The following is a 16,809-nucleotide window of genomic DNA, read 5'->3' on the forward strand; positions in this document are numbered from 1 at the left end:
TCTGTCACTGATTCACCGCTATCGGGGGCAAGCCTCCTCCCACAGTTGGATCTCCAGTGTTTTCGAGTCCTTTGCTCAGAACGCAAACGTCCCATCAAACACCGGCTTGTCATCCAGCGCCAACACCCCGCTGGCAAAGATCAGGTCCAGATGATGACTGCCTTTCTGCCCGCCACCCAAGCCCAGATGCAACCCGCAATGGCGCTCTTCAAAGCCCGCATTGCGCGCATACAAATCCTTCACCCCTTCATTGGTGCCAATCCCCAGCTCTTCCACGCGGCGGTTCGACGGGTTGGCATTCAGGTACTTGTTGAAGTCATCCACCAGCCCCGGTACGTCGCTGGCCACGCTGCAAATGGTGGAGTTCTCGATCCACAGTTCCAGGGGGGACTCCAGCACGCCGTATTTACGCGCAAAGGGGATGGTGCTGAGGAAGGTGCCGACAAACCTGACTTGCCCGTTGATGGCTTCGCTGTGGGTGGCGATCTCGCCAGGCGCCAGGTCGTGGTTGCCGACGCCGTTGATATTGGTCCACTTCTTGATGCTGCTCATCGGAGCTTCGAGGCGCGAGCCGTGCTTGTCGGTGAAGCTCAGCACGGTGGCCTCGGTCATGCGCCGGATCAAGGTGGCGTTGAGGTCGGCAATGCGCTGCGGTTCGACGCTGAAAGTGTCGTAGAAGTAGTCGCCATAATCCTTGAACAACAGCGACTTCTTCCAATGTTCGGCCATCACGCCCTGCAGCGCGCGGATAAAATCCGGGCCTTCGGCACGTGGGTTGGGCAGGGTCGAGGAGTCGTAGAGAAACAGGTACAGGTCGCAGGCTTCGATGGCCTGGGCCAGGGATTGGCTGGCGCTCAGGTCCAGGCGCTGCACCTGGAAATTGAAACGGGCGGCGCTGCCTTGGGTAATTGCCTGGGCGATGGCGTCGTAGCGCTCGGTATGGCCCAGCAGCACGGTAGGGCGGCTCAGACCCTGGAGGGCCGGGTGGTGAGCAAGGTAATAGAGAAAGTGTTCAACGGCGCGGGCCTTGTCCATGACGGGTGTCCTTCGATGCCTTGGGTAAGGGGGCAGGTGCCGTGCACGGCACCTGCCGGATGCCTGCCGGGTGTTAGAACGGCCACATCGCGGTGCCAAATGGCACAACGGCATCGGCTTGCATCATTTCAACGGCGGCCTCATGGGTCGGCGCTTCAAACCAATCGTCGAGTTGCAGTTCGGTTTCCAGGTCTTTTTCCAGTGCTTGCATGGTGTATCTCCTAGAGGACGTTGTTTGAGAACGGCTTGCCAACGGGCTTCGCAGGCAAGTGCAGAGAACCTAGGAGAGAGTGTTTCAAAATGCAAAATATTTATTGACACGGTTTCATTTGGATTTTTTCTTCGATTTTTTCGAGGTTATTTTTTATTGAGAAAAAACAGCTGATTGGCTGAACCGATGGTTCGGTCAGGTCTGACTGACAATTTTCCGTAGACCCTCATTTTAGCCTGACCGTAAAGCCAGTTTTCCGGCGTGTAACGCTAGGTTTACGCAGTTGACCGGGTAAGCCTGGGCGGAAAATCGCTGTAAGGAATACCTGACAGATTGTCGAGTGCGCGCTCGTGGGGCGTGCCGAACCCGTCGAGCGGTGTACAATGCGCCGCGTTTTACTGTGACCCCCTTGCGTATCCACGCAAAGGCCAAGACCTCAGGGGTTCAATCGCCCTGATCACTCCGCCCGGTCACGAGCCGGACGGGTTCGATTTCGTCACAGATAAAAACAAACAGGTGACGCATGACCGCTAGAAAGACGCTGTACTCCTGGTGCCTGCGCTGGGGTTTGAGCGGCGCTGCTTGAGTCGGTAATTCAAGGCAGCAACCTGCATTCAACCTCTTCAAACCTTGCGTGAGACCCTTTTCATGAGTGAACCCCATTGCTCTTCAGGCGAGCTGAAACGCGGCCTGAAAAATCGGCATATCCAGTTGATCGCCCTGGGTGGCGCCATCGGTACCGGTCTGTTCCTCGGTTCGGCCGGGGTACTCAAATCCGCCGGCCCGTCGATGATCCTGGGCTATGCCATCTGCGGCTTTATCGCCTTCATGATCATGCGCCAGCTCGGCGAAATGATCGTCGAAGAACCGGTTGCCGGCTCCTTCAGCCATTTCGCCCACAAGTACTGGGGCGGTTTCGCCGGTTTCCTGTCGGGCTGGAACTGCTGGATTCTGTACATCCTGGTGGGCATGTCGGAGCTGACGGCCGTTGGTAAATACGTGCATTACTGGTGGCCGGAGATTCCGACCTGGGTCTCGGCGGCGGCGTTCTTCGTGCTGATCAACCTGATCAACCTGGCCAACGTCAAAGTCTTTGGTGAAGCCGAGTTCTGGTTCGCAATCATCAAGGTGGTGGCAATCGTCGGCATGATCGCCCTGGGCAGCTATCTGCTGGTCAGCGGCAGCGGCGGGCCGCAGGCTTCGGTGAGCAATCTGTGGGAGCACGGCGGCTTCTTCCCCCATGGCGTGGGTGGGTTGGTGATGGCCATGGCGATCATCATGTTCTCCTTCGGCGGCCTGGAAATGCTCGGATTTACCGCTGCCGAAGCCGATCAGCCCCGCACCGTGATCCCCAAGGCGATCAATCAGGTGATCTACCGCATCCTGATTTTCTACATCGGCGCGTTGGTGGTGCTGTTGTCGTTGACGCCGTGGGACAGCTTGCTGGCCACCCTGAACGCCTCCGGCGATGCCTACAGCGGCAGCCCGTTCGTGCAGGTGTTCTCGATGCTGGGCAGCAACACCGCCGCGCATATCCTCAATTTCGTGGTGTTGACGGCGGCGCTGTCGGTGTACAACAGCGGCACCTACTGCAACAGCCGCATGCTGTTGGGCATGGCCGAACAGGGCGATGCACCGAAGGCGCTGGCCAGGATCGACAAGCGCGGTGTACCGGTGCGTGCGATCCTGGCGTCGGCGGTGGTCACGCTGGTAGCGGTGTTGATGAACTACTTCATCCCGCAGCATGCGCTGCAATTGCTGATGTCGCTGGTGGTGGCCACGCTGGTGATCAACTGGGCGATGATCAGCTTCTCCCACTTCAAGTTCCGCCAGCACATGAACCGTACCGGCCAGGTGCCGCTGTTCAAGGCGTTGTGGTACCCCTATGGGAACTGCATCTGCCTGGCATTCGTGGTGTTTATCCTGGTGATCATGCTGATGATTCCGGGAATTCAGCTGTCGGTGTATGCGATTCCGGTGTGGGTGGCGTTCATGGCGGTGTGCTACTGGATCAAGAACAAGCGCAAGGCGCAGCATTGCTTGACGACGGCGGCCTTAACGGCAAAGTAAAAGCCGCATCCAGTGCCAAGTTGTGGGAGCGGGCTTACTCCCACAATTGGAACGCGTTCGACTTATAAGGCGCGTATCCTTGAACGCCCACTCTGCCAAGGCCCCCGTTCTCCATGCTGGTGATTTCCAACAACGTCCACTTGCCCGATGCTGAAGTCGAGCTGACCGCCATTCGCGCCCAGGGCGCCGGTGGGCAGAACGTCAACAAGGTATCGAGTGCGGTGCACCTGCGATTTGATATTCCGGCGTCGTCATTGCCGCCATTCTACAAGGAGCGGCTGTTGGCATTACGCGACAGCCGCATCACCAGTGATGGCGTACTGGTGCTCAAGGCCCAGCAATATCGCACCCAGGAACAGAATCGCGCCGATGCGCTCGAGCGCCTGGTGGAGTTGATCCTCAGCGCCACCAAGGTGGAGAAGAAGCGCCGGCCGACCAAGCCGACCCTGGGCTCGAAAAAGCGTCGTCTCGAATCCAAGACCAAGCGTGGCAGCATCAAGGCCGGGCGCGGCAAGGTCGACTTTTAGTCCTGGCGTGCTTCGCGGGCCTTGGGCGCCTGGCGATACAGGTACACACTGAGCAGCAAACCACCCAGGGCGGCGAGGGCGGCGAACAGGAAGATCGAACCAAAGCCGAAGCCTGCCGCCACGGCCCCGGCCAATGGTCCGGTGATACCCAGGGATAAATCGATAAACAGCGAATAAGCCCCCACCGCCGCACCGCGGCTGGAGGCAGGCACCAGGTTGACCGCTTCCACCCCCAGCGCCGGAAATACCAGGGAAAAGCCAAACCCGCTCAACGCCGCGCCCGCCAGGGCCAGGTTGGCGTCCGGCGCAAGCCACAGCAACAGCAGCCCGAGGATCTCCACCGACAGGCAGGCAATCGCCACGCGAAACCCGCCGATACGGTTGATCAGGTTGCCGAACAGCAGGCGCGCACCGATAAAGCTGGCACCAAACAAGCTCAAGGCCCACACCGCGTTGTCCCAGTGCTGGGTGGTGTAATACAGCGTGATAAAGGTCGCGATGGTGCCAAAGCCGATGGAACCCAACGCCAGCGCGCAGCCATGGGGCAATACCCGGCCCAGCACATTCATGAACGGCAGGCGCACGCCGCTGACGATTGGCGCGGCGACCTTGTTCCAGGCCAGCAACAGGCCGACTGCCGCCAGCAGAACAATGCTGACCCCCATGCTCCACAGTCCGAAATGTCTGACCAGTACTACGCCCAGCGGCGCACCGATCGCCAGGGCGCCGTAGCTGGCGATGCCATTCCAGGAGATGACCTTGGCGGTATTCGCCGCACCGACCCGGCCAATGCCCCAACCAATGGCGCCCGAGCCCACCAGGCTTTCAGCGCTGCCCAATACCAGGCGACCGATCAGCAGGCTGCCCAGGCTCACGGCCGGCAGGCTTGAAAACCACGCCGCCAGCAGCATGAACACACCGCTCAAGCCACACCCCGCCAAGCCGATCAGCACCGCACGCTTGCTGCCCAGGTTATCGATGACTTTGCCCGCGTATGGGCGACTCAGCAGGGTGGCCAGGTACTGCACGCTGATCACCAGACCGGCAACCACCGCGCCATAGCCCAGTTCGCTGTGGACATAGCCTGGCAATACGGCCAGGGGGATGCCGATATTCAGGTAGCCGATAAAGGTGAACAGCACGATGGAAACAACTTGCAGCGTGACCGCCATGGGGCGCTGGGTATCTGGCATGGGGAGAGGTCCACTGTCGCAGCAGGTAAAGATAGGCTGCTAATGATACCGGTGGTTTGGTTCGTGCAGGGCGTTAAAGCGCAAAAACCTCAGCTCAGGAACACTTCAGGCTTGCGCGGGGGCCAGCAATTGGGTGGTGACCAGTGCGGCCAGGGCGTTTTCCTGGGTGCCGAAGCGCTTGAGCAACACGGCTTGTTTGTCCGCGCTGAGGCGGTTCCAGACCTCGACCATCTGCAGGGCGGCGTCGAGTACGGCGGTATCAGGGGTATCGGTCATTTTTGCAGGGGTCTCGGATGATTCAGGCAGTGTGGAAAGCGCTCAAAGCTGCGCTTTCCACACGGTCTGGTACGGCGTCAGTCCTGGCTTTCGCTGTCGACTGGTTGTGCGTCTTTGGCCTCGGGCCGCGTGTCGCTGGCCTGCTGCGGTGCTGGCTGCTCTGTAGGGTGCAGGCTTGGGAAGGGGAGATTAGGTATCTCGTGCATCGTCGTCGCTCCTCGCAAGGTCTGTTTTCAATCGCAGGTGATTGCGCGCTCTCAAAAAGCCTTGGCAGGATACAGCACTGTAAATGACAAATAGACTTTTATATCGATCGTGACTAGAACGGCACCTTGCCCAGAATCATGTCGCGGTACATCACAAAATCACCGAGCAGGCTGTAAAACGGGTGCTCAAAGGTGGCCGGGCGGTTCTTCTCGAAGAAGAAATGACCGATCCAGGCAAAGCTGTAGCCGGCGATCGGCACGGCCAGCAACAGGCCCAGCGAGCCTCGGCCGATGGCGTAGGCCAGAATGCCGATCACCAGCGTGGTGCCGATAAAATGCAGGCGCCGGCAGGTGCTGTTGCCGTGCTCCGCCAGGTAATACGGGTAAAACTCGGCGAAGCTGTTGAATCGCTTGACGTTTTCCACGGTGGCAAGCCCTCTGATTGTAGTGCCGCCCAACAGGTGTTCGGCGGGGAGCTTATTTGAGTCTAGAGTGATCAGTGGTAACAGCCAGTGACAATAGATGCCACTTTAGTATCCTTGGCCTCCTGGCTGCCGTTCAAGCCTGCATTATCAAGAAGATGCCATGAGCGAACGAACAACGTCAGCAAGCTGGGCGATGGGGATAGTCAAGGCCCTGGAAATGGACGGCCTGGATTGCCGGGCCCTGTTCAAACAACTGGGGTTGGACTATGCCGATCTCAGTGACCCCGACGCGCGTTTTGCGCAGGATGCCATGACCCGTTTATGGCAGCGCGCAGTGGAGTTATCGGGCAACCCGGCCATTGGCCTGAACATGGGCAAAGTGGTGCGTCCCGCATCGTTTCATGTCGCCGGTTATGCCTTGATGTCCAGCAACACCCTGGCCGAAGGTTTCAGGCGCCTGGTGCGTTACCAGCGCATCATCGCCGAAAGTGCCGACTTGAGTTTCCGCCTGTTACCCGAAGGCTACGCGTTGATCCTGACCGTGCACGGCGATCACCTGCCGCCCACCCGGCAAAGCGCCGAGGCCTCGTTGGCCAGCGCGTTGGCGCTGTGCGGCTGGCTCACAGGGCGTACCCTGCAACCGCATAAGGTGTTGCTGCAGGGCGATCAACCGGCCGATCTGGCGCCCTACAACGAAGTGTTCCATGCGCCGCTGGAATTCAATGCGCCGTATGACGCGCTGATTTTCGAGCAGGCCGACATGGAGGCGCCATTGCCCACGGCCAACGAGGCCATGGCGCAGTTGCACGATCGTTTTGCCGGTGAGTACCTGGCGCGCTTTTCCGAAAGCCGTGTGACCCACAAGGCACGGCAGGTGCTGTGCCGCCTGCTGCCCCAGGGCGAACCCAAGCGCGAAGTGGTGGCGCAGACGTTGCATCTGTCCCAGCGTACCTTGCAGCGGCGTTTGCAGGAGGAAGGCACCAGCTTCCAGACCCTGCTCGACGACACCCGCCGTGAGCTGGCCGAGCAATACCTGGCGCAGCCGAGCATGACCTTGCTGGAAATCGCCTACCTGCTGGGGTTCGCCGACCCCAGCAACTTCTTTCGCGCGTTTCGCCGCTGGTTCGACGCCACGCCCGGCGAATACCGGGCGCGATTGCAGCAGACGTCGACCGTCAGTGACGCCAGAATGCCGGAATACAGAGCACAAACACCGTAATAATTTCCAGCCGCCCCAACAGCATGCCCAGCGACAGAATCCACTTGGCCGCATCCGGCAGGCTGGCGAAGTTGCCGGCCGGGCCAATGGTTTCACCCAGGCCCGGGCCGACGCCGGATACGGTGCTGGCCGCGCCGGTCAATGCGGTCATCCAGTCCAGACCCAGCAGTGACAGGGCCAGCGCGATGGCGCAAATGGTGATGGCGAAGAAAAACGAAAAGGTCAGGATCGAGCGCACGATTTCCTCGTCGAGACGATGACCGTTGTATTTCTGTTTGATCACCGCGCGCGGGTGAATCAACTGGTTCAGGTTGGCCTTGAGCAGGATATAGGCGACCTGGAAGCGGAAGATCTTGATCCCGCCGGCGGTAGAGCCCGAACAGCCGCCGATGAAGCCCAGGTAGAAGAACAGCATCAGTGAGAAGTTGCCCCAGAGGCTGTAGTCGCCCAGCGCAAAACCGGTGGTGGTCACCACCGACGTGACGTTAAGCGCCACGTGGCGCAGGGCGTCCAGCCAGTGCAGGTTGGTGGTCCACCAATACCAGGTGCCGAGCACCAGCCAGGTCACCACCAGCAGGCCGAGCAAACCCTGCACCTGCTGGTCCTTGATCAGCGCGCGGCGGTTGCCGCGCAAGGTCGCCACGTACAGGGTAAACGGCAGGCTGCCCAGGATCATCACCACCACCGCCACCCAATGCACCGCCGGTTGCTTCCAGTGCGCCAGGGATTCATCGGAGGTGGAAAACCCGCCGGTGGAAATCGCCGACATGGCGTGGTTGATCGCGTCGAACAGCCCCATCCCGGCCCACCAGAATGCCAGGCTGCCGAGGATGGTAATGCCCACATACGCCGCCACGATCAGCCGCGCGACCATATGGGAGCGCGGCATGACTTTTTCCGAACGATCCGACGACTCGGTCTGGAACAGGCGCATGCCACCGATGCGCAGCAGCGGCAGGATCGCCACCGCCATGCCGATAAAACCGATACCGCCGAGCCAGTGCAACAGCGAGCGCCACATCAGGATGCCTGGCGACATGCTGTCCAGCCCACTCAACACCGTGGACCCGGTGGCCGTGATGCCGGACATGCTTTCAAAAAACGAGTCGGTGTAGCTGATGTGCTGAGTCAGCAAGAACGGCAGCGCCGCGAAGACGCACACCACCACCCAGCTGGTGACGGTCAACAGGTACATATCCCGGGGGCGCAGGTGCACGTGTTCCGGGCGCCCGGGAATGACCAGGGCCAGGCCGGCGATAAAGGTGATCATGCTGGCCCACAGGAAGGAGGGCAGGTCGCTGGTGCGTTCGAAGATCACCAGGGTGGCCATGGGCACGACCATGGCGATCGCAAGCGTGATCAGGAAGATGCCGATGATGAAACCGATGATGCGTAGGGTCGGCAACGCCATGAAGTTCGCTCGGGTGATTTGGGCAGAGGCGCCATTCTACCTGGGGTGCAGGGCATGTAAACCTGGCAGCTCCAGACGATGCCGATCAACTGTGGGAGGGGGCTTGCCCCCCGATAGCAGAGTGTCAGTCGGTCAATTCGTATCTGATACACCGCTATCGGGGGCAAGCCCCCTCCCACAGGGGGTCTGCGGTGCTTGAAGCAGGTATGAAAAAGGCGACCCGAAGGTCGCCTTTTTCAGCACAGTACGGATCAGAACTCGTGATCGGCGCTGTCCGGGTTCAGGTCGCTGATGCCCAGTTTGCCCGCCGCGGCTTCGATCGAACCGGTCTGCTTGACCAGCGCAGCGATGGCGTCACGTACGATCTGGTTACCCGCATCGTTACCGGCTGCGATCAACTGGTCATAGTGCTCGCCCTTATTGGCGTGGTCGACCATCACCTGGATCTTCGCTTCGGTCGCCGCCAGGTCAGCCTTGAGGGCTGCATCGGCTGCCGGGTCGGCTTTGGCGACCAGGGACGAGAGGCTCGGGCCGGTCAGCTTGTTGCCGTCGACGCGGGTGTACTCGCCCAGGTAGACGTTGCGGATGCCTTTGGCGTCATAGAAATGCGAGTAGTGGGTGTTGTCGCTGAAGCAGTCCTGCTCGTCTTCCGGCGAGTTGGCTTCCAGGGACACCTTCATGCGTTCGCCGGCCAGCTCGCCAAGCGACAGGCTGCCCATGCCGAACAGCATCTTGCGCAGGCCGTCGGTAGCCGGCTCCGACTCCAGGGTGGCGCGGTAGTTGTCTTCGACGTTGGGCTTCCAGTTGCCGACCATTTCCTGCAGGTCGCTGACCAGCAGTTGGGTCACGGCGCGCAGGTAGGTACGACGACGCTCGTTATGGCCGCCGGTTGCACCGTCACCGGTCATGTAGTCCGAGGCCGGACGGTTGCCCGCGCCTGGGCCGGTGCCGTTGAGGTCCTGGCCCCAGAGCAGGAATTCGATGGCGTGATAGCCGGTGGCGACGTTCGCTTCGGAGCCGCCCAGCTCATTGAGGCTGGCGAGTTTTTCCGGGGTGATCTCCTTGACGTCGACCTTGTCTTCGCCGACCTGGATTTCGTTGTTGGCGATGATATTGGCGTTGGCGCCCGGGTTGCCCAGTGCGTGTTCATAGGATTTGTCGACGTAGTCGATCAGCCCCTCGTCCAGGGGCCAGGCGTTCACCTGACCTTCCCAGTCGTCGATGATGGTGTTGCCGAAGCGGAACACTTCACTCTGCAGGTAAGGTACGCGCGCGGCGATCCAGGCGGTACGGGCGGCCTTGAGCGTGTCGTCGTTCGGGTTGGCCAAAAAGGTGTCGATAGCGGTCTGCAGGGTTTTTGCGGTGGACTCGGCGTCGCTGTACACCGCAAACACCATGTCGGCGTAATGCGCGACCACGGCCTTGGCGGCCGCCTCGTCGACCTGGCCTGCAGGCGCGGCAGCCGCTGGAGCGGTAGTGCTGGCAGCGGCAGGCGCCTGAGGCGCGGCGGCCTTGTCTTTACCTTCGCCGCAACCGGCGAGAGAAATAGCAATGGCCAGCAGACTGGCGGTGGCCAGGGGCATACGAATCATGGCGAACATCCTGCTTCGGTTGTTGATAGGGCGCGCGCGGGGGCGCAAAAGCTGCGACATAATGCGAAAGATTTGCATTTTGTGTAAAGGCTTATACGCGGGAAATATTTGGTATCGTTCTGCCCGCTCAAAGAATCGCCGCGTTATCGCGTTCCGATTGCTTCAAGTAAGCCGCCAACTCCCGGGCCTGCAGCGGTTTGCTGTAGTGGTAACCCTGGCCTTCATGGCAACCCTCGGAGATGATGTAGGCCTCTTGCTCGGCGGTCTCCACGCCCTCGGCAATCACCTGCATGCCCAGGCTTTTGCCCAGTTGGATAATCGCGCGGACGATGGTCGCATCGTCGTCGTCGTCCAGCAGATCCTGGACGAAGCTCTTGTCGATCTTGATCTTGTCCAGCGGCAGGCTTTTAAGGTAGCTGAGGGATGAGTAACCGGTGCCGAAGTCATCGATGGCGATCAGCGCGCCCGAGCGGCGCAGGCTCAACAGGTGCTGGGCGGCGGTGCTGATGTCTTCCATCAGGCCCGTTTCGGTGACTTCCAGTTCCAGGCTGCGCGGCGGCAGGCGGTAGATCTGCATCAGGTTGTTGACCACCCGCGGCAACTCGGTGTGGTGCAGTTGCACCGTGGACAGGTTGACCGCCATGCGCAATTCGGTGAAGCCCAGGTCATGCCATTCGCGCAATTGGCGGCACGCCTGATCCAGTACCCATTCGCCGATGGGAATGATGGTGCCGTTCTGTTCCGCCAACGGGATGAACAGGTCCGGTGGCACCAGGCCGTGTTCCGGGTGCTGCCAGCGAATCAATGCTTCTACACCGACCACGCGGTGGTCGCGATAACTGATCTGCGGTTGATACACCAGGTGAAACTGGTCGCGGCTCAACGCCTCGCGCAGGTCTTTCTCCAGCTCGCGGCGCCGACGCATTTCGCTGTCGACGCTGGCGATGTAGAACTGATAGCGATTGCGCGAGCGGCTTTTGGCCAGGGTCATGGTCTGTTCGGCTTTTTGCAGCAGTTTCTCCGTGCTGTCGCCGTCTTCCGGGAACAGGGTGATGCCGATGGTGGCGCGCAGGCGAATCTGGTCCTGATCGAGGGCAAACTCCGCTTCCAGGTCATCCAGGATACTTTGCGCCAACTCGGCGGCTTCGTAGGGCTGTTCGATATCGGCTTGCACCAGGGCGAACTGGTCGCCACCCAGGCGGGCGAGCGCGCCCAGGCGACCGCTGTGGGCGCGCAAACGATCGGCCAGGGCCAGCAGCAGTTTGTCGCCATTCTGATAGGTGAACTGCTCGTTGACGCTCTTGAAGTCGTCCAGCCCCACGCACAACACCGCCACGCGACGCTGGCGCCGGCCGGCATCGGTCAGGATCCTGTCCAATTGCTCCTGCAACTTCTGGCGGTTCGGCAGGCCGGTAAGAAAATCGTACTGGGCCATGCGCAACAGGCTGGACTCGGCCTCGTGGCGCAGGTGGGTGTTGCGTTCGATGGATTCGAGCAACTGGTTGGCGGTATTTATCCACAGCCCCAACTCGTTGCGCTCATGACCCTTGAGCTGCGGGATCTTGTGCTCGCTGGGCCGGTCCGGGTTGATCGAGGTCAGGTGCTCGATAATGCGCGACAGCGGTTTGGTCAGCAGCCAGTGATACACCAGGTACAGCACCAGCCCCATGGCCAGGGCGCGCAGCACCCCGGAAATAAAGATGATCACTGAACTGACCAGAAAGCCTTCGCCGTAGGTGGCGGTGTCGAGGGTAATACTCAGGTCGCCGTAATACTCGCTGTAGGGGCCCTTGCCCACCAGTGCGGTGGTAAAGGTGCGTTCCTGCCCAAGAATCAGGTCGGTCAACCAGCGGCTGGCGGACGGCTGCAAGGCGCGGCTTTTTTCCGCGAGCATGGTTTCGTTGGGGTGACCGATGGAGGCGACGCGTACGGCGTCATCCTGAAACAGGCCTTCGATCACCTGCATGCCCATTTCGCGGTCCAGGCTGTAGACAGCCTGGGTCGAAGGGTCGCGAAACATGTCGAGGATACGTTGGGCGTCACCGGCTACGGCCTGGCGCGTCTTGTAGGCATCGAAAACGATCTGCGCCACGCTCAGTGCCACGCCCACGATCAATGCCGAGAGCAAGGCAACCCGTAGCAACTTCACCGACAAGCTGTTTTTGAGTTCCAGCTTCAAAGGGGCATTCCTTGTCTCATGCGGGTGGCCTTCAATATGCCATGAGTATTGGCAATCTGGGGAGGGCAGTCAAAGGAACATTGGAGCGGCGGGCGTCTTCGAGCCTGGCCAGAAGCAAAAAACATAAAGACGGCGGATGCGCTGCGCCGTCTGGCTGTTCGATTATTGTGCTGAATGCCAACGGTTGTCTGGCATCAGTGCATTGGTCAGCTGACTGAAAAATCAACCTTTGGCGGCGGTGGCGGCATGTTGTCCTCACCGGGGCGGCTTGGCGCACTTGCGGCGCCCCCCTCATCGCCACCGCCGCCGCCCCCACCACCGGCGAGACCTTTCATAAGGCCGCTGATGAGTTGCATCGCCATCTGCCCACCTGCTTGTCCGATTGCTTCCATCTTTTTTCTCCAGAAGAGCGCGAAAGGGTTATTCCTCTCACTCACTGCGTGGCACATTCCTTTCTGCGAGTTCCACGGTTCCAGCTAGCGTGCTGCTTGTGAGCGCCCATGAAAAAGCCCGGCAATCGCCGGGCTTTTTCTACTGCAAGCATTGCTTAGGCAGTGAAGGTTTTACCTTCGAACTGCTCAGCCACGAACTTCCAGTTGACCAGGTTCCAGAACGCTTCCACATACTTGGGGCGCACGTTGCGGTAGTCGATGTAGTAGGCGTGTTCCCAGACATCGCAGGTCAGCAGCGGGGTGTCGCCGTTGGTCAGCGGGTTGCCGGCGCCAATGGTACTGGCCAGGGCCAGGGAACCGTCAGCCTTCTTCACCAGCCAGCCCCAACCGGAACCGAAGGTGCCGATGGACGTCTTGCTGAATTCTTCCTTGAACTTGTCGAACGAACCGAATGCAGCGTTGATGGCTTCAGCCAATGCACCGGTGGGTTGGCCGCCGGCGTTTGGCGCCAGGCAGTTCCAGTAGAAGGTGTGGTTCCAGACCTGAGCGGCGTTGTTGAAGATGCCACCCGACGAAGACTTGACGATTTCTTCCAGGGTCTTGCCTTCGAACTCGGTGCCTGGCACCAGGTTGTTCAGGTTCACGACATAGGTGTTGTGGTGCTTGTCGTGGTGATACTCCAGGGTTTCCTTGGAGATGTGCGGCTGCAGGGCATCGTGTGCGTAGGGCAGCGGCGGCAATTCGAAAGCCATGATGATTCTCCTAATCAGGTCAGTTGCGGTGAGCGCAAGGCCGATCACGGGCGGCCAAACAAGCGCCGGCGAGTCTGTACTCTTTGCGGCGCAAGTTCGGGATCATAGCACCGGGGGTGCGGCAAAACCACGCAACAACTGTGTGGGATAGAGGTTCCAGAGCCTTTTGGAATAAGTTCATGGCGCGCTGATCAATTGGTAGGCCACGCTGAACATCATCACGGCCACCAACAGGTCCAGCAGGCGCCAGGTGGCCGGGCGCGCCAGCCAGGGTGCCAGCCACGCCGCGCCGAGCGCCAGGGTGGCGAACCACAGCAGCGATGCGCTGGCGGCACCGGCCACATAGGCACCTGGCTCGGTTTGCTGGGCACCGAGTGAGCCAATCAGCAACACAGTGTCCAGGTACACGTGAGGGTTGAGCAGTGTGACGGCCAAGGCACTCAGCAGCACCGCGCGCAGTGAGCGCACCTTGAGGTTGTCTGCCTGGTCCAGGCTCTGTGTCGAACAGGCCCGGCGCAGCGCGCACGCCCCGTACCAGATCAGGAAAGCCGCTCCACCCCAGCGTGCAACCGCCAGCAGCACAGGGCTTTGCGCCAGCACCGTCGCCAGGCCGAACACCCCGGCAGCCACCAACAGGGCATCGCACACGACACACAGCGCCGCCACGGGCAGATGGTGTTCACGGCGCAGGCTTTGTGCCAGGACAAAGGCATTCTGGCTACCGATGGCCATGATCAGGCCGAGGGCTACCAACAGCCCGTTCACATAACTCTGCCACATAGGGGTTACTCCGCGTTCGCTGCCAGTTGTTGCAACACCTGCATGGCGCGCTGGGCATCGGCACGGCCGACGAACAGATGATCGTGGTGATAGCCGGCAATCACGTTGCAACTGATACCGGCCTGGCCCAGCGCACTGGCGAAGGCGGCGGTCAGGCCCACGGCTTCGAGCGCCGAGTGCACATTCAAGGTGATCCACGCGGCGACGTAGTCAAAGGCCAGCCCGGCCTGTTGCGCCTGCTGGCGTTCGAGTATCAGGGTCAGGCCTTCCTGCTCGCGCACGCTGGCGATCACTTCGCAACCGACAGGGATACGATGATCGGGCAGGGTGCAGAATACGTAGTCACCCTCATTGAGGTGGGGGCTCATGCTGCGCAGCAGGGTTGCCAGGGCGGTTTCGCCAGCCATGGGAGGTTCCTTTATAAAGAGTTGCGATGCTGGCTATTCTCAGGGTGCAGGCTGTATAAGAAAAACCAATATTGCTGATCGCTCATTAGGAAAACTGATGTTCGACTATAAATTGCTTTCCGCTTTGGCCGCCGTGGTGGAACAGGCCGGCTTCGAGCGTGGCGCACAGGTGCTCGGGCTGTCGCAGTCGGCTGTGTCCCAGCGCATCAAGTTGCTGGAGGCACGCGTCGGCCAGCCGGTATTGGTACGGGCGACGCCGCCGACCCCCACCGATATTGGCCGACGCTTGCTCAACCATGTGCAACAGGTGCGTCTGCTGGAGCGCGACCTGCAAAGCCAGGTGCCGGCGTTGGACGAAGAGGGCATGCCCGAGCGCTTGCGCATTGCGCTGAATGCCGACAGCCTCGCCACCTGGTGGGCGTTGGCGGTCAGCGATTTCTGCGGCGAACAGCACCTGCTGCTGGACCTGGTGGTAGAAGACCAGACCGTGGGCCTCAAACGCATGCGTGCCGGTGAAGTGGCAGCCTGTATCTGCGCCAGCGAGCGTCCGGTTGCCGGCGCCCGCAGCCTGGCACTTGGCGCCATGCGTTACCGCGCATTCGCCAGCCCCGCGTTTATCGCGCGGCACTTCCCGGCCGGGGTACAGGCCGACCAATTGGCCGGTACGCCGGCGCTGGTGTTCGGGCCGGATGATTTCCTGCAACACCGTTACCTGGCTTCTCTCGGGGTAACCGGCGGTTTCGAGCATCATTTATGCCCGTCATCCGAAGGCTTCATCCGCCTGATGGAAGCCGGCCTCGGCTGGGGCCTGGTGCCTGAATTGCAGGTGCGCGACCCGCTGGAAAAAGGCCTGCTGGTCGAGTTACTGCCAGATAAGCCCATCGATGTGCCGCTGTACTGGCATCATTGGCGCAGTGGCGGGCGCCTGTTGGGCCTGTTGACCGAGCATCTGGCCCGGGTCTGTGGGCAATGGTTGGTGCCCTGTCAGCAGTGACAAGCGTCAAGCTGCAAGCGGCAAGAGAACAGCTTGCGCCCGTATTTAACTTGCAGCTTATAGCTTGAGGCTTGCAGCTGTATCTGTAGGAGACACCATGAAAATTCTGGTCACCGGCGCAAGCGGCTTCATCGGCGGGCGCTTTGCGCGTTTCGCCCTGGAGCAGGGCCTGGACGTGCGGGTCAACGGACGACGGGCCGAGGGTGTCGAACATCTGGTACGACGTGGTGCCGAGTTTATCCAGGGTGATCTGAACGATGCCGACCTGGTGCGCAACCTGTGCCGTGACGTCGAGGCCGTGGTGCACTGTGCCGGTGCGGTCGGGCTGTGGGGCAAGTATCAGGATTTCCATCAAGGCAATGTGCTGGTCACCGAGAACGTCGTCGAAGCGTGCCTCAAGCAGCGGGTCGGGCGGTTGGTGCATCTGTCGTCGCCTTCCATCTATTTCGATGGGCGCGATCACCTGGGGCTGACCGAAGAGCAGGTGCCCAAGCGCTTCAAGCATCCCTATGCCGCGACCAAATACCTGGCGGAGCAGAAGGTGTTCGGCGCCCAGGAATTCGGTCTGCAAGTACTGGCCCTGCGCCCGCGTTTCGTCACCGGCGCCGGTGACATGAGCATCTTCCCGCGTCTGTTGAAGATGCAGCGCAAGAATCGCCTGGCCATCGTGGGTGACGGCCTTAACAAGGTCGACTTCACCAGCGTGCACAACCTCAACGAGGCGTTGCTCAGCAGCTTGCTGGCTCCCGGTTCTGCACTGGGCAGGGCCTACAACATCAGCAACGGCACGCCAGTGCCGGTGTGGGACGTGGTCAACTATGTGATGCGACAAATGGACCTGCCGCAGGTGACTCGCTACCGATCCTATGGCTTGTCCTACAGTGCGGCGGCATTGAACGAAGCGTTCTGTGCGCTCTGGCCGGGGCGGCCCGAGCCGTCGTTGACGCGCCTGGGCATGCAGGTGATGAACAAGGATTTCACCCTCGACATCAGCCGGGCGCGGCATTATCTCGATTACGAGCCCAAGGTCAGCCTGTGGAGCGCCCTCGACGAGTTCTGCCTGTGGTGGAAGGCCCAGGCGCCGGGCCACCCATAAGCTTACAACCCGCAACACATCGGGAACCGAAGGGCGGACCTCAT

Annotated in this window: 16 protein-coding genes; 5 read left to right on the forward strand and 11 right to left on the reverse strand. The window is 60.7% G+C overall.

Features of this window, described 5'->3' with window-relative positions:
- Nucleotides 1-75: 75 nt before the first annotated feature.
- Both CIB54_RS12820 and CIB54_RS27455 read right to left on the reverse strand, forming a co-directional pair.
- Nucleotides 76-1,035, reverse strand: coding sequence for a CgnE/CgnB domain-containing protein (locus CIB54_RS12820; RefSeq protein WP_065949373.1), 960 nt, complete (start codon nucleotides 1,033-1,035; stop codon nucleotides 76-78).
- 73 nt (nucleotides 1,036-1,108) lie between these two features.
- Nucleotides 1,109-1,246: a hypothetical protein gene (locus CIB54_RS27455; protein ID WP_003237751.1), complete on the reverse strand. Its 138-nt coding sequence runs from the start codon at nucleotides 1,244-1,246 to the stop codon at nucleotides 1,109-1,111.
- 648 nt (nucleotides 1,247-1,894) lie between these two features.
- Between CIB54_RS27455 and CIB54_RS12830 the strand changes: the two genes are divergently transcribed.
- The gene (locus CIB54_RS12830; RefSeq protein ID WP_101219958.1) at nucleotides 1,895-3,316 is read left to right on the forward strand and encodes an amino acid permease; all 1,422 of its coding nucleotides are present in this window, start codon (nucleotides 1,895-1,897) and stop codon (nucleotides 3,314-3,316) included.
- Nucleotides 3,317-3,429: 113 nt separating this feature from the next.
- Nucleotides 3,430-3,843 carry an alternative ribosome rescue aminoacyl-tRNA hydrolase ArfB gene (gene arfB / locus CIB54_RS12835; RefSeq protein ID WP_065949376.1) on the forward strand — a complete coding sequence of 138 codons (414 nt, stop codon included), beginning with the start codon at nucleotides 3,430-3,432 and terminating at the stop codon, nucleotides 3,841-3,843.
- Here the strand turns inward: arfB and CIB54_RS12840 are convergent.
- The 3 genes from CIB54_RS12840 to CIB54_RS12845 form a co-directional block, all read right to left on the reverse strand.
- Nucleotides 3,840-5,036 (reverse strand): MFS transporter, encoded by a 1,197-nt coding sequence (locus tag CIB54_RS12840; protein ID WP_065949377.1) that lies wholly within the window; start codon nucleotides 5,034-5,036, stop codon nucleotides 3,840-3,842. The genes arfB and CIB54_RS12840 overlap by 4 nt on opposite strands.
- 105 nt (nucleotides 5,037-5,141) lie before the next feature.
- Entirely contained in the window at nucleotides 5,142-5,312 is a 171-nt protein-coding gene (locus CIB54_RS27460; protein WP_164484665.1) for a hypothetical protein, read from the reverse strand.
- A gap of 319 nt (nucleotides 5,313-5,631) precedes the next feature.
- Nucleotides 5,632-5,943 carry an Mpo1-like protein gene (locus CIB54_RS12845; protein WP_065949378.1) on the reverse strand — a complete coding sequence of 104 codons (312 nt, stop codon included), beginning with the start codon at nucleotides 5,941-5,943 and terminating at the stop codon, nucleotides 5,632-5,634.
- 160 nt (nucleotides 5,944-6,103) lie between these two features.
- Between CIB54_RS12845 and CIB54_RS12850 the strand changes: the two genes are divergently transcribed.
- Nucleotides 6,104-7,162: an AraC family transcriptional regulator gene (locus CIB54_RS12850; RefSeq protein ID WP_101219959.1), complete on the forward strand. Its 1,059-nt coding sequence runs from the start codon at nucleotides 6,104-6,106 to the stop codon at nucleotides 7,160-7,162.
- On the opposite strand, the gene CIB54_RS12855 is transcribed toward CIB54_RS12850, so the two are convergent.
- The 6 genes from CIB54_RS12855 to CIB54_RS12885 form a co-directional block, all read right to left on the reverse strand.
- Nucleotides 7,119-8,573: a TrkH family potassium uptake protein gene (locus CIB54_RS12855; RefSeq protein ID WP_065949380.1), complete on the reverse strand. Its 1,455-nt coding sequence runs from the start codon at nucleotides 8,571-8,573 to the stop codon at nucleotides 7,119-7,121. The two genes, CIB54_RS12850 and CIB54_RS12855, sit on opposite strands and share 44 nt — an antisense overlap.
- A gap of 251 nt (nucleotides 8,574-8,824) precedes the next feature.
- The gene (locus CIB54_RS12860; RefSeq protein WP_101219960.1) at nucleotides 8,825-10,165 is read right to left on the reverse strand and encodes an imelysin family protein; all 1,341 of its coding nucleotides are present in this window, start codon (nucleotides 10,163-10,165) and stop codon (nucleotides 8,825-8,827) included.
- A gap of 127 nt (nucleotides 10,166-10,292) precedes the next feature.
- Nucleotides 10,293-12,344, reverse strand: coding sequence for a putative bifunctional diguanylate cyclase/phosphodiesterase (locus CIB54_RS12865; protein WP_065949382.1), 2,052 nt, complete (start codon nucleotides 12,342-12,344; stop codon nucleotides 10,293-10,295).
- A gap of 547 nt (nucleotides 12,345-12,891) precedes the next feature.
- Nucleotides 12,892-13,488 carry a superoxide dismutase gene (locus tag CIB54_RS12875; protein WP_065949384.1) on the reverse strand — a complete coding sequence of 199 codons (597 nt, stop codon included), beginning with the start codon at nucleotides 13,486-13,488 and terminating at the stop codon, nucleotides 12,892-12,894.
- Between the two features lie 177 nt (nucleotides 13,489-13,665).
- Entirely contained in the window at nucleotides 13,666-14,268 is a 603-nt protein-coding gene (locus CIB54_RS12880) for a LysE/ArgO family amino acid transporter (protein WP_065949385.1), read from the reverse strand.
- 5 nt (nucleotides 14,269-14,273) lie between these two features.
- Nucleotides 14,274-14,675: an ACT domain-containing protein gene (locus CIB54_RS12885; RefSeq protein WP_101219961.1), complete on the reverse strand. Its 402-nt coding sequence runs from the start codon at nucleotides 14,673-14,675 to the stop codon at nucleotides 14,274-14,276.
- Nucleotides 14,676-14,772: 97 nt separating this feature from the next.
- Between CIB54_RS12885 and CIB54_RS12890 the strand changes: the two genes are divergently transcribed.
- Entirely contained in the window at nucleotides 14,773-15,669 is an 897-nt protein-coding gene (locus CIB54_RS12890) for a LysR family transcriptional regulator ArgP (protein ID WP_065949387.1), read from the forward strand.
- Between the two features lie 97 nt (nucleotides 15,670-15,766).
- The gene (locus CIB54_RS12895; RefSeq protein WP_065949388.1) at nucleotides 15,767-16,765 is read left to right on the forward strand and encodes an NAD-dependent epimerase/dehydratase family protein; all 999 of its coding nucleotides are present in this window, start codon (nucleotides 15,767-15,769) and stop codon (nucleotides 16,763-16,765) included.
- Nucleotides 16,766-16,809 lie beyond the last annotated feature (44 nt).

This window comes from Pseudomonas fluorescens, assembly GCF_002837185.1.
Taxonomy (GTDB): domain Bacteria; phylum Pseudomonadota; class Gammaproteobacteria; order Pseudomonadales; family Pseudomonadaceae; genus Aquipseudomonas; species Aquipseudomonas fluorescens_AM.

Excerpts from the sequence above, each read along its gene's own strand:
- CIB54_RS27455 (WP_003237751.1), bottom strand. The coding sequence starts at position 1,246 with ATGCAAGCACTGGAAAAAGACCTGGAAACCGAACTGCAACTCGACGAT.
- CIB54_RS12875 (WP_065949384.1), bottom strand. The coding sequence starts at position 13,488 with ATGGCTTTCGAATTGCCGCCGCTGCCCTACGCACACGATGCCCTGCAG.
- CIB54_RS27460 (WP_164484665.1), bottom strand. The coding sequence starts at position 5,312 with ATGACCGATACCCCTGATACCGCCGTACTCGACGCCGCCCTGCAGATG.
- CIB54_RS12890 (WP_065949387.1), top strand. The coding sequence starts at position 14,773 with ATGTTCGACTATAAATTGCTTTCCGCTTTGGCCGCCGTGGTGGAACAG.
- arfB (WP_065949376.1), top strand. The coding sequence starts at position 3,430 with ATGCTGGTGATTTCCAACAACGTCCACTTGCCCGATGCTGAAGTCGAG.
- CIB54_RS12820 (WP_065949373.1), bottom strand. The coding sequence starts at position 1,035 with ATGGACAAGGCCCGCGCCGTTGAACACTTTCTCTATTACCTTGCTCAC.
- CIB54_RS12880 (WP_065949385.1), bottom strand. The coding sequence starts at position 14,268 with ATGTGGCAGAGTTATGTGAACGGGCTGTTGGTAGCCCTCGGCCTGATC.
- CIB54_RS12860 (WP_101219960.1), bottom strand. The coding sequence starts at position 10,165 with ATGATTCGTATGCCCCTGGCCACCGCCAGTCTGCTGGCCATTGCTATT.
- CIB54_RS12850 (WP_101219959.1), top strand. The coding sequence starts at position 6,104 with ATGAGCGAACGAACAACGTCAGCAAGCTGGGCGATGGGGATAGTCAAG.
- CIB54_RS12855 (WP_065949380.1), bottom strand. The coding sequence starts at position 8,573 with ATGGCGTTGCCGACCCTACGCATCATCGGTTTCATCATCGGCATCTTC.
- CIB54_RS12885 (WP_101219961.1), bottom strand. The coding sequence starts at position 14,675 with ATGGCTGGCGAAACCGCCCTGGCAACCCTGCTGCGCAGCATGAGCCCC.
- CIB54_RS12830 (WP_101219958.1), top strand. The coding sequence starts at position 1,895 with ATGAGTGAACCCCATTGCTCTTCAGGCGAGCTGAAACGCGGCCTGAAA.
- CIB54_RS12840 (WP_065949377.1), bottom strand. The coding sequence starts at position 5,036 with ATGCCAGATACCCAGCGCCCCATGGCGGTCACGCTGCAAGTTGTTTCC.
- CIB54_RS12895 (WP_065949388.1), top strand. The coding sequence starts at position 15,767 with ATGAAAATTCTGGTCACCGGCGCAAGCGGCTTCATCGGCGGGCGCTTT.